Annotated in this window: 8 protein-coding genes and 3 tRNA genes; 4 read left to right on the top strand and 7 right to left on the bottom strand. The window is 39.4% G+C overall.

Annotated elements, in window-relative coordinates; all coding sequences use genetic code 11:
- Positions 1-48 precede the first annotated feature (48 nt).
- Positions 49-519 (bottom strand): carbohydrate binding domain-containing protein, encoded by a 471-nt coding sequence (locus JIV24_RS21175; protein ID WP_200467085.1) that lies wholly within the window; start codon positions 517-519, stop codon positions 49-51.
- A gap of 178 nt (positions 520-697) precedes the next feature.
- Here JIV24_RS21175 and JIV24_RS21170 point away from each other — a divergent pair, with 178 nt between their 5' ends.
- Positions 698-4501, top strand: a complete 3804-nt coding sequence (locus JIV24_RS21170) for a sulfatase-like hydrolase/transferase (protein ID WP_200467084.1) — start codon at positions 698-700, stop codon at positions 4499-4501.
- A 2-nt stretch (positions 4502-4503) separates the two neighbouring features.
- A complete protein-coding gene (locus JIV24_RS21165) occupies positions 4504-6162 on the top strand; it encodes a sulfatase-like hydrolase/transferase (RefSeq protein ID WP_200467083.1) in 1659 nt (552 codons plus the stop codon).
- A gap of 109 nt (positions 6163-6271) precedes the next feature.
- On the opposite strand, the gene JIV24_RS21160 is transcribed toward JIV24_RS21165, so the two are convergent.
- From JIV24_RS21160 to JIV24_RS21145, 4 genes are all read right to left on the bottom strand, one after another.
- Positions 6272-6343, bottom strand: a tRNA-Arg gene (locus JIV24_RS21160).
- Positions 6344-6425: 82 nt separating this feature from the next.
- Complete coding sequence (locus JIV24_RS21155) at positions 6426-6971, bottom strand: heavy-metal-associated domain-containing protein (protein WP_200467082.1); 546 nt, start codon at positions 6969-6971, stop codon at positions 6426-6428.
- A 21-nt stretch (positions 6972-6992) separates the two neighbouring features.
- Entirely contained in the window at positions 6993-9197 is a 2205-nt protein-coding gene (locus JIV24_RS21150) for a TonB-dependent receptor (protein WP_200467081.1), read from the bottom strand.
- 76 nt (positions 9198-9273) lie between these two features.
- The gene (locus JIV24_RS21145) at positions 9274-9738 is read right to left on the bottom strand and encodes a hypothetical protein (protein ID WP_200467080.1); all 465 of its coding nucleotides are present in this window, start codon (positions 9736-9738) and stop codon (positions 9274-9276) included.
- Positions 9739-9979: 241 nt separating this feature from the next.
- Here JIV24_RS21145 and JIV24_RS21140 point away from each other — a divergent pair, with 241 nt between their 5' ends.
- A complete protein-coding gene (locus tag JIV24_RS21140; protein ID WP_200467079.1) occupies positions 9980-10990 on the top strand; it encodes a DUF481 domain-containing protein in 1011 nt (336 codons plus the stop codon).
- A gap of 57 nt (positions 10991-11047) precedes the next feature.
- On the top strand, positions 11048-12229 hold the full coding sequence (locus tag JIV24_RS21135) for a BamA/TamA family outer membrane protein (RefSeq protein ID WP_200467078.1): 1182 nt from the start codon (positions 11048-11050) through the stop codon (positions 12227-12229).
- A gap of 42 nt (positions 12230-12271) precedes the next feature.
- Here the strand turns inward: JIV24_RS21135 and JIV24_RS21130 are convergent.
- A tRNA-Met gene (locus JIV24_RS21130) sits at positions 12272-12344 on the bottom strand.
- A 74-nt stretch (positions 12345-12418) separates the two neighbouring features.
- Positions 12419-12491: transfer RNA gene (locus tag JIV24_RS21125), tRNA-Met, on the bottom strand.
- Between the last annotated feature and the right edge of the window lie 518 nt (positions 12492-13009).

The following is a 13009-nucleotide window of genomic DNA, read 5'->3' as shown; positions in this document are numbered from 1 at the left end:
CTTTTCGGCTGATTTTATCGCCTGAAAATACTAATACACATCTGTATGTCAAAGTTTTAATTTATAGAAGTCCCCTATAGGACTTAACATATATCCTGTCACATCGATATCGAATGGATGCTGTACTTGTTGCCAATCACCTGTTAACTCATAGCTTTTTGCAACATCTACTTTCTTTGTGGTACCATCTGCATCATAAACTCTTGCCATAAAATTAATATTATTCCCAGCCGTACCTTTCACCCATGCGCTAAAAACATATGAACCTGCATTAAGAGAAAGTTTCCCATTAAGCATCATCCCATGCCAATCACCACCAGAAGCTATGGTTACTTTACAAGATGCTTCACCACTATGCTTGTCGGTGGTTGTTCTTTCAATAGATGCATTCCCGTTAAAGTTCCTCCACTTTGACATATCACCTACGCTTTCAAAGCCTGGATTTTTGTTTTCTAGAAAATTCTGCCCAAAACCCAACAGTGGCACAAGCATTAACAAAAGAGTAAACAATTTTTTCATAACAATTAGATTTTAATTAACAACAACCCAAAAGTATGGCCTCCATAGGGTTTTTAGGATGTAAATAGCGTTCATTAAAGGTGAGTAAATAGTTCATATTCTTTCTGAAGAACGAAATTCATACCAATAGAGAACGATATGTAAATCCCTGTCCGATAGGCACAATATTATTTTTACAATGGAAAAATCTGTATTAAAACAAGCTATGCACAAAACAATCTATCTTATAATTTTCTTAATACTAAGTCTTGGTACATCGACACTTATATTTGGTCAAAACCAACGACAATTCTTTCTGGATACCTGGAAAGAAAAGATCTACACAACACCAAGTTCATATACTAACCAGCAATTATCGAGCACGGCGAGCGAAGGGACCGTGTCGTTCAATGTCAATACGATTATAAATAAAGTACTGCCAACACACCTGGGCGTTAATACCACTTTTAGAAACGGCAATACACAACTTGACCGCACTCAACTGTATACCAATGCAGGCATTGGCTCCATGCGTTACCCAGCTGGCAGTGGCTCCAATATCTATTTTTACGATGGCAATACGCCTACTGAAACACGGGTTGAGTTTAATCCGATTGATGGCACCCTCAGCAAACACAATAGCATGCCACCAGAGATGTTTGTTCAGTTTAAGAAGAATGCCAATAGTGAAGCCACCGTGGTAGTCAATTACTTTTATGCACGTTATGGCATCACTGCCGAAGGAACCCGTGAAGCCAGAGTACAACAAGCGGCCGATTATGCGGCTGGCTTTGTGCGCCGCCTCAACATCGAATTAGGAGCCGATGTTAAATACTGGGAAATAGGCAACGAATGCTACGGAGCCTGGGAAGAAGGCTTTGAGATAGATGGTGTGGTAACAACAGGGCAAGAATATGGCGAAGACTTTTGTGTGTTTGCTGAAGCGATGAAGGCCGTTGATGCATCCATTAAAGTAGGTGCTGTAGTCACTCGCGAAGATGACGACTGGAACAGTGGCTTGCTACCTGAAGTGAAAGACCATGCCGACTTTTTGGTGGTTCACAATTATTTTACAACAGTGAAAAATGCCACAGCAGAAAACATACTGGCCAGTGTGCCCCAGGTAGAAAGTGTGCATACCACTCTATTAGATTGTATTGAAAAATACACCGGTAAAGCACGTGATTACTACCCGGTGGCCATGACCGAATTTAACTCACGTGGTCCCATGAACTGCACCATGGTGAACGGCTTATTCGTCACTCAGGTATTGGCCGAAGCCATTAAAAACGGTTATGGCATGGTAGACCTGTGGGTCTCAGAATGGAACTGGAGTGAGGCGGCACAAGAGAGCAAAGGTTTCCTGGCCAAAGCCGATCCCCAACAGGCTGACTTTTCGCCACGCCAAAGTTATATGCCTTTCCAATACATCCACAGCCACTTCGGCGATCAGATGATTGAAGCTTCATCCAACAACACCCACATTAAAACCTATGCTTCCACTTTCAGTAGTGGCGAAGTAGGCTTGATCATTATCAACACCGATGCCAATGCCCATACCGTAAATATTGACTTATCGACTTTTGCAACGGAAGAAGCAGACATGTATTGGCACGAACTACATGCCAACAACCTTGAAGCTGGTGACCACAAGTTTTACATCAATGGCGAAACAGGTACTACAACCGGAGGAGGACCTGATAACTTTGCCAACATCGCCCCCTTTAAAGCACACCTTAAGAGTGGTAAATCGTTTGAAGCAAAAAAATACAGTGTCAACTTTATTGTGCTAAAACCGAAAGTCATTAAGCCACGCCGTAATGTGTTGATGATTGCGGTGGATGATTTGCGTCCCGTTCTCAACTGTTATGGCGAATCACAAATTCACTCTCCCAATATCGATCGTTTGGCAGAGCAAGGTGTCGTATTCACCAAAGCCTACTGTCAATGGGCAGTGTGTGGCCCTTCACGTGCCAGTATCATGAGTGGACTCACACCTGATGGGACTGGCATTCGTAATTTATCTTCTCAATTAAGAACTGAGAACCCAGATGTAGTGACCCTACCTGAGTATTTTCTGACAAACAATTACACCACAGCCGGTGCCGGTAAAGTATACGATCCGCGTAATGTCGATGATAATCACGATATTTATAGTTGGTCTATTCCTTATACCAATCCATCAGACTACACCTACCCGGCTGAATATGGTGACTTTGTGCAGGGAAGCAATTACCGGGTAAGTGCGAATACATCTACCGAGCAAGGTCCTGATGGCGTTGAAGATGATGGCTATACCGACGGACAGATAGCCCTTGATGCCTTGGGTAAATTAGATGCGTTGGCAGCCGATTCCGAGAATTTCTTTCTGGCTGTTGGTTTTAAGAAACCACACATCCCCTTTGTGGCTCCAAAGAAGTATTGGGAACTGTACGATCGTGCTTCACTCGATTTGGCAGAGTTTCAGAAAATGGCTACAGGTAGTCCTGATTATGCTTATCATACACCAGAGCCGATGAGCTATAATGACATCCCAAATGAATGGACACTCAATGATCCAACATTAGGTGATGGCATCCTCACCCTTGATGATCAGCGTAAATTACTGCATGGTTACTATGCTTGTGTATCGTACATTGATGCGCAGGTGGGCAAGCTATTGGATAAACTGGAAGAAAAAAGTCTGGCTGATAACACGGTCATTTTACTCTTTGGCGACCATGGCTACCATTTGGGTGATCATAACCAATGGGGCAAGCATACACAATTTGAGAATTCCGTGAGAGCACCATTAATTATTTCTTCACCCGATGGAATTACCGGCACAAATAATACACCAGTTGAATTCACGGATATCTACCCCACTCTATGTGATTTGGCAGGATTGGATGTACCCCAAAACACTTTACAAGGTGAAAGTCTGTCGCCGGCCTTGCGTGGTGAGGAACTTAGCAAAAACATGGCCGTTAGTGAATACCGCAAAGGTGGTGGTGCCAGCTACTCATTCAGAACAGATCGATACCGTTTAACCCTTTGGATGCACAGTAGTGATGATCGAACAGACCTGATGGACTGGGACGAATCTCGCATTAAAGAAATAGAGTTGTATGATTACGATGCCGATCCTCTTGAAACGATTAACCTGGCTAATGATGTGAGCTATTCATCGCTTATATCTGACTTAAAGACCAAAGCGGCGGCCTGGTGGACACAGCAGCACAACTTCTTCAACGGCTCAACTACAGGTGAGCTTGGTATTCCATATATTGAGCACTTCGAAAATTACAACCTAACTGATGCTTTCCAAGGTGATTATTGGTTACACAATGCTTCGATTTGGGAGCGTCTGTGGAAAACAGACTTTGTTAATTCATTCTCAGCAGAGGTTATAGATGATAGTGCCAATGATGGCTCCAAGGCTCTGGAAATAACTCTTAATCCTAAATCAAGTGCTGAAGGCGGAAGCTTAATCAAATTAAGAACTATAGAAATGACTCAATTTGAAGGTCATGATTATATTGTGTCTTTCAAAGCGCGCACCAATGAAGCTGGCAACGACCTATTGGCTGTTGGAGCACATTCATCTGCCAGTAAACAACATAAATTAACAGGCAATTATGAGCAGTACTTCGATACTGTATTACTCACCAATAATCGTCTGTTTATCTATTTCAATAATATGAATATTCCAGCTAATACGGAATATAAAATTTGGATTGATGATATTAAGATTTCACGTGCCACACCTACAGTAACTGATGACATTCATAATACCGAAACTAAATCGATAACGATTTTCCCTATCCCGGCTGAAGATATCTTGCATTTTAAAGGTATTGATAGGGTTGATTCATCAAGTATATATAATTCCAATGGACAACTCGTATTAAAAAACTCTAAAGAACATCAGTCGGTGAACATCTCCACATTGGTTAAAGGTGTATATTACATCGAAATAATATCGAAAGGAAAAAAATCAGTACACAAGTTTATTAAATCATAATCATGCACAGATTAAGCCTCAGAACAATCATCAGCCTTCTTTTTTGCTGGTGCCTTATACAAGTCACTCTTAGCCAGGAAAAGTACAACATTCTTTGGTTAAGTTGTGAAGACATCGGTCCGATATTAAGTTGTTATGGAACGGAAGGTATTGAAACGCCAAACATCGATCGCCTGGCCAATGAAGGCATCAAATACAACCATGCTTATGCAACAGTGGGTGTGTGTGCACCAAGTCGTGCATCGATTATAACAGGTACTTACCCGGTCAGCATTGGGGCTCACAATATGCGAACGGGGAATCATTGGGGATATAAGACACCTGAAGAAGAAGATTACAAACGAATCATCAAAGTTAAAGATAAAACCGGACGTAACGTCCCTGAATATTCGGTTGTCCCGCCTGTTGGGGTTCGTTGTTTTAGTGAATACATGCGTGAGCTTGGTTACTATTGTACCAACAATGCTAAATGCGATTACCAATTTAACTGTCCCATTACAGCCTGGGATGAAGTAGGTAATGAGGCACATTATAAAAATAGAAAGGAGGGCCAACCCTTCTTTGCGGTTTTCAATCACGGCGTGAGCCATGAATCACAAATATGGAAACGAAAAGATGAACCAATAACCGTAGATACTTTGCAAATTCGTATTCCGAAGTACTACCCTAACATTCCGGTAGTGCGTAAAGACGTAGGACGTAAATACTCCAATATTGAAGAATTAGACCGCCAAATTGGCGAATGGTTGGACAAGCTCGAAGAAGAGGACTTACTGGATAAAACCATCATCTTCTTCTGGAGCGATCATGGTGGACCATTACTACGTCAAAAACGAGCAGTTGGGAACTCAGGTCTCCATGTCCCGCTTATCGTTCGTTTTCCTGATAAACGATTGGCAGGAACTGAAGTCAATGACATTGTTTCACTAATGGATTTAGGCCCAACCGTGATGTCTCTGGCTGGATTGCCAACTCCCGACAATATGGACGGCAAAGCCTTTCTGGGCGAATATAAAACTGTTAACCCTCATCAATATGCTTTTGGAAGTGCCGATCGCTTTGACGAACATACACAAATGAGTCGTTCGGTGATTGATGGTCGCTTTGTTTACATACGCAATTACATGCTTAACCAGCCATATACTTACCCGCTCTATTATCGTGAGCAGATAGATATGACTAAACAGTTGATATGCATGAATCAGGCTGGAGAATTAGAAGGTGATGCGCAATACATCTTTCAGCATAGCTTGCCATATGAAGAATTGTATGATTTGCAGTCTGACCCTGATGAAGTGAACAACCTGGCTAAAAAAACTCATCACAAAGAAAAACTTGATGAATTGAGAGAAGCCTTGTACAAGTGGCAATTGGATGTTAATGACATGGGGTTTATTCCTGAGCACGATTTGGTTAACATGATGTGGCCAGGTGGTATTCAACCAGAAACAAAACCTGTGAAAATTGAGAAGAATGGCCGTAGCATTGAATTACATAGTGCCACAGAAGGTGCATCCATCGTTTACCAATTGAATGAAGAAATTGGCAGCAAGCATTGGCAGCTCTATTCGAAACCCATAAAAATAACGAAAGGTAAGATTGCTGTCAGAGCTGTACGTATTGGGTATAAAACATCAAAAATCAGTACGGTTAATCTTTAATGTTCTTTAGGTATCACTACTCGAAAGTAAAAAACGAATAGCTACAAATGCAAAAGCACTTAAAACATTCATTTTAAGTGCTTTTGCATTTTATTGGGACTAGAACCTGTGACCTCGGCGGGAATCGAACCCGCATCATAGGAACCGGAATCCTACATTCTATCCATTGAACTACGAGGCCAAGCGGTGCGCAAATTTAGAAAAATATTTAATATGCCTCTAAAGAAATGTTTCTAAATGCAAACGCAACACCAGATATCATCCTATTTGTTTCTTGAGTACTTGCAACATGCAGGAAGTAAAGCATACACCTCGTCCTGTGCTTTTATAAATTCAGTGTCATGACCAGCGTTCGCAACATACCTTTGCAAATCAATTAAAGTAACATCTGCTGAACCCACCACCACATATGCTTCTTTTAATGATGAATTCCACATGGCAGACTGCACCCCCTCTATTGAGCTTAAGGCCTCCTCAATTCTGTCTTTACACATATCACAATTCCCATATACCTTAAAAGCCAATGCCTGCCCAAATATTTCTGATTCATACCCCAGTTTTTCGATGGCTGCATTTAGTTGGTCATCGGTATTTTTAGCCACCTTGTAACTCACTGATATCAGCTTCTTATCGACATCAACTTGCACGTTTCTTACACCCTTTTCATAAGGTAACTGTTTCATTATTTTGGCTTCACAATTCTCACAAGTGATTGACGCCTTAAAAACAGTAATGGTCACCTGATTTTTATCCTGCGCATTAGCAATCGTGCTAAGCATTAGTGCGATACTTATTATCAATGTTTTCATTGTTCTTCTTTTTAAAATAAATTATCTGTCCAATTTATATTTGATGCCTACATAAAACATACGCCCATATAATGGTCCCCAAATTCGACTGGCATCAAAATCATCTCCAAAAGGATTATCAGCATCAATAATTGCATTCTCCTGTGTGTAATTGGTCAAATTTTCAGCTCCTGCATAAAAACTCCAGTTACGATAGTTCTTTGTTACTTGAGCAATCAGGTTAGTATATTCCTTTGACCTGTCTGGCAATGCCTGTCCGTTGTAATTGGCATTGGGTAAGCGCTGATCGCCATGGAACTGAAGGGTCATATCAAACTGCCATTTATCCATACGTGTGCGATACTGACCTGATAACATGGCCTTATAACGGCTGACATATGGCATTTCCTGCAAAGTATTATCCAAAGTCGCCTTCACATCATTATACCGATAACCTGCTGTAAGCTCAAAACGTGTAAATAATTCATAAAAAGCCTCTATCTGGAAACTATTAGCATAGGATCGACCGTCCAAATTATAAAAATGAACTTCATTCTGGTTTCGATCTAAATTTACCATTAATTGATTTATAAAATCGGTACGAAAGAACTCAACTGAAAAAGTAGCCTCTCGTTCGTTGATTGATACTTCTTTCGATAAGCTAATTCCATAATTCCAGGCTTCTTCCTGAATCTTACTATCGGCGATGACAAAACTCTTGGAGGTAGCCAAAAACTGGGTATTCTCGCTCAGCACACTAGGTGTTCGATACCCCTTGCCTGCCGATGCCCTCACAGTCGTTTTTTCATTAATCGAATATTTGGAATGAATACGTGGCGTCACAAAATTCCCGTGTAACGAACTATAATCATTTCTCAGACCTATCAATAGCGAAAACCGCTCAGAAGGGATGTAGTTGTATTCGAAAAAACCACCCGCTACAAATTCCTCAAAACCAACATCATTACTATTAAACAACTCCTTATTATCATCATAATTAAGACTAACACCTGTATTGTAAGTGTGCTGGGTATTATTTATGTACGATTGATAAATCAAATTTGTATACAGATTTAACTGATCAACATTCAAATTATTATAACCATAGAAAGAATTGCGCTTAAAGTAATTAGCCGATGTTATCCACCCTATGCTGGTTGATGGTCGTTCTAGAATAAAACCAAGCTTAGAAAATGCATTTAAGCGTGTAACATCAATACCAATTCCATAATGAGCTTGTTCGTTTTGAGGTAACTCATGATCGTAGTCCATCTGACCACCATTACGACTCTCATTTATAACCGAAAACCCTAATTTGGCTGTCATTTTATCGCTCACATAGTTCCATCGATTTAAGACATTAATAGTATTTGAAAGTGGCTTATCCAGAAAACCATCATTATTCATATCCATCTTGCGGGCATTACCACTTGCATGGGCCAATATATTCGTCGACCATTTTTTACCGGTTTTAAAACTCAAGCCGGCATTGGCTTCAACCTTTCCATCCTGATTACCATATACATTAAAATGCATTTTCTCCTTTCCATCAGGGTTTTTGTAATGAATATTAATCTGACCGGTTAAACTCTCATAACCATTCTTTACTGCTGAAGTACCTTTTGATACTTGAATATTCTCCATCCAGGTACCTGGGATGTAGCTAAGCCCAAAAGCGACTTCTCCACCTCTGATAATTGGTACATTTTCCATCATCAGTTGCGAATAACGCCCTGACAAACCCAGCATTTTAATTTGTTTGATGCCCGAAACAGCATCGGCATACGATACATCTACAGATGCATTGGTCTCAAAACTTTCTGACAAGTTACAACAGGCGAATTTCGTCAATTCCTTGTCAGAAATATTAACTGTAAAAATAGGATCTATTTTTGAGACACTGGTGCTTTTAGTTCGATGAGCTACAGTTACTTCATCTAAATCAGCACCTGGTGTCATCTTTACTTCTACTTGTTTTTGGTCAACAATCTTGATTTGTTCGTTTTGATAACCCACATAACTAAAAACTAACATCTGAGATACCTGTGATCGTTGAATTTCAAATTGACCATCCACATCAGTAATCGTACCTTCGGTAGTGCCCTCCCAGTAGACGTTAACACCTACCAACGGCAACTTATCATTATCCTGTTCGGTGACTATACCTTTAAGCTTTTGTGCATGACTACTAAAGGCAAACACAAAAACAGTAAGCACGCAAAACAGCCTTGCTTTTATATCATTCATAACTTATACTTAAATTGATATTACATCATTAGAAACCTGATAAAACTCAAGCTTCAAAAACTAATGATGGCTACTATCAATTCAAATACACCTGTACGAGTGAACGAAAATCACTATTTGAAAGTGGTGGCGGTGGTTCTGATACTAAACGCCAAAGAATATTAAAACGTGCACTAGAAATATCACCAACATCGTTATTCTGCTCTGTAAGAAGCAAATTAATGACGTTTGCATGAAATTCAATCAATGACACATTAAATAGAATCTCAGCATCAAGCTTCGAGAACTTTTGTTGGTCTTTACAACAATCATCTTCACATGAATTATTACATGTAGTAGTTTCTTTTAATTCACAACAAGATGAAACAACTGCATCAACACAACTACAAGATTCTACAGGTACCAAAATTGAGTAATTGGCAATTTCTTTATGACTACAATGATGACTATATAAACTAAACCCACTGGTCACGACTAGTACCATACCAATCATGAACAATGCCATCGTCTTTTGGATAATATTTAAGCCACTTTTTGTCATAACTCAGCTACAAAGATACATACTACAAGAACGTTTTGTAGTTATATCCTTGTTAAAAAAGCAAGAATCCTTACTATTAAGCTTCGTTCCTATGAGTTACCCATATCACCTCATTAATGATTCAGTACACTTTTACGTCAAATAGTTGATTTTTATTCTAATGTTTGAGAACTTATCATCAATATTCAACAAAACAAAACTGTAATCGTTATTTAAAATACAAACCTACAAACATATAGTTATGAAGAAAATTGAATGCACCCTTCTTCTGATGCTCTTCTGCATCGTATCATTTGCTCAGAATGACAAAATCACTTTTAGAAACAATGATTCTGTTGTTGGTGAGGTCAAGTACATGAAACAAGGAGTATTATCAATTGAAACCGATTACAGTGATGACGATTTCACAATTGAATGGATAGAAATTAAAGATATTTCAACTGAGACTTATTTCCTAATTACGCTTTCAGACGGCCAGCGTTACAATGGAAAAATAGCATCAAACGGTGATGGCTTAATCGATTTGATCACTGATGATGAAGGCACTGTTGTAGTAAACAAAGAGAGCATAGTGCATTTGGAATCTGTTGATAAAGGCTTTTGGAGTCAGGTATATGCGAGCGTCGATGTTGGTTTTGACATGACAAGAGCCAACAACTTAAGGCAGTTAACTTCAAGGAGTAATGTCGGATATTTGGCCGAACGATGGTCAACGGATCTTTTCTACAATGTATTAAACTCACAGCAGGACAGCGTTGCCCCTGTTAGCAGAGATGACGCAGGTATAGATTTTAAATATTACTTTGAAAGGAAATGGTTTGCGCTTATTTCAACTACCTTTTTATCAAATACTGAACAAAAACTCGACCTTCGTACAAACGGTCGTCTAGGTATGGGTACATACATTCTACAAACCAATGCTGTATTTTGGAACCTTTCAACCGGTGCATCATTTAACAAAGAATTGTATGAGGAACCTGAAAATGACAGGGACAGCTGGGAGGGCTTTGTAGCTTCGGAGCTAAACATGTTTGACACTGGTGATTTAAGTTTAACTTCTAAAATTGGTGTTTACCCTGGAATAACCGAACGAGGTCGATGGCGTTATGATTTTAGCTTTGATGTCAAATACGATTTACCAAAAGATTTTTACGTACGAATGGCTCTAACTTTAAACTACGATAATCAACCTGTTGAAGGCACTTCAAAAAGTGATTATGTTTTCTCAACAGGTTTTGGATGGGAACTGTAGCTTCTAAACTGATTAACAACACCCTAACCTGCACATTGTCTTATAAATAAATGAAATATGATAAAATTTAAACTGATTATTTCGATCATACTTTTCTCAATAGCCATTCATAATGTTGTTGGTCAGGAAGCCGAAAAAGATAGTACAGACACCAAGAAAAAAGAAAAGAAAAACCTCCGTTTCAGTATCATTGGCGGACCTGGTTACACGCCGGATTTCGGTGCTTTATTAGGCGGTAGTGCTTTATTTACATTTAGCACCGACACTTCTGATAAGGATTTAAAACGCTCCGTGGTCCCAACTGGTTTTGCCTTTCTTTTTGAAGGTGGAGTAACCATTATTAACCGACCTCAGCTATTCTTTAATCATGATCGCTTCAGAATTTTTGGACAGATCATCTATAAGAACACTTTGGACAACTACTATGGTGTAGGCTATGAAACCGCCAAAAACACCGTTAGAAGTGACTCAACCACTCAATTTAGAAACAATGCATTACAGTTTAACCCAATCTTTCTGTTTCGTTTAAAAGAATCTGATTTCTTTATTGGTCCGCTTATCGACATTACATCAGATGAAATGAAAGAGGTTTCAAAAGGCGTTGCCGATGATCCCTTATACATTGAGCAAGGGGGAAGTAGTAATCGATTGTACTTATTAAATGTAGGGCTTGGGATCGATCTTTCATATGACACCAGAGATGTTCCGGCTAATGCTTATAGTGGCCTGTTATTCGACTTTAAGTTCACCCATTATGCCGATTTTTTTGGAGGAGATCTAAACTACTCCAACATCTCTTTAGAATATCGCCAATTTACCACCCTCGACTGGATTGGTAAGCGAAAATCATTGGGATGGATGGTGCAAAGTAAAAATTCATTTGGCGATGTTGCTTTAACAAGAATGCCTTTTGTTGGCTCACCTTTTGACCTGAGAGGGTATTACCTTGGTCAATATAGAGACCATTCGGTTCATTTAGCGATGGCCGAATACCGAAACATGTTTAATTCGAAGCGAGAAGATTTACTTGGAAAATTAATAAACAGACTAGGATTTGCCACCTGGGCTGGCGTTGGGGTTATGGGTCCTGATGCTGTTAATATGGAAGGTGTTCTGCCTAACTTTGGTGCTGGCTTGCGTATTGAAGTACAGCCACGCATGAATTTCAGAATTGATGTAGGTAATAACCCAATTAACAACAACACCCTGGTTTACTTCAATATGACAGAAGCCTTTTAAAATAAAAAAGCCGAAAGAATGATTTCTTTCGGCTTTTCTTTGTAGCGGGGGCCCGACTCGAACGGACGACCTTTGGGTTATGAGCCCAACGAGCTACCAACTGCTCCACCCCGCAATATATTTTTACATCACGTGTTTCAAGATTTCAAAAATAAAGTCGAAAAGTTTACTTGCTTTTCGACTTTATAGTAGCGGGGGCCCGACTCGAACGGACGACCTTTGGGTTATGAGCCCAACGAGCTACCAACTGCTCCACCCCGCAATATATCTTAATAACACGTTGTTATCTGTCTCAATTGCGGATGCAAATATAGAGCATATAAAGTTATTGTGCAAACATTTTATTGCATCTCACCCCAATAAACCAACACTACAAAACCTAAAGCACAGATTTACAACACCAATGTACACAAATAAAAAACGGCTTTACCCGTTGGTAAAACCGTTTTTTCAATAACCTAAACCCAAATCTATGAAAAAAATCTACTGATAGGATTAAAGCAATACCTGTGCCAAAAGTCAGTCATTCGTTTCCTTTAAATTATTTTAATAACAATGTTAAAATTCTTAAACACAATTAGCTAGCACAAAAAAAAGCCGGTTTTACTCGTTAGTAAAACCGGCTTTTCAATAACCTAAACCCAAATCTATGAAAAAAATCTGTCAACTAAATTGCAATAGCTATACCAAACTTTATCACCAAATCACTAGCCTCCGAAAGTCGGAATTTTAAATAGCCCTCAGAATCCTATATTTTTGTTTCGACAAAAAAACTTAAAT

The sequence above is a fragment of the Carboxylicivirga marina genome (assembly GCF_016612505.1).
Taxonomy (GTDB): Bacteria; Bacteroidota; Bacteroidia; order Bacteroidales; family Marinilabiliaceae; genus Carboxylicivirga; species Carboxylicivirga marina.
Note: the sequence above shows the minus strand (reverse complement) of the source record. Positions and strands in the feature narration are given on the sequence as shown.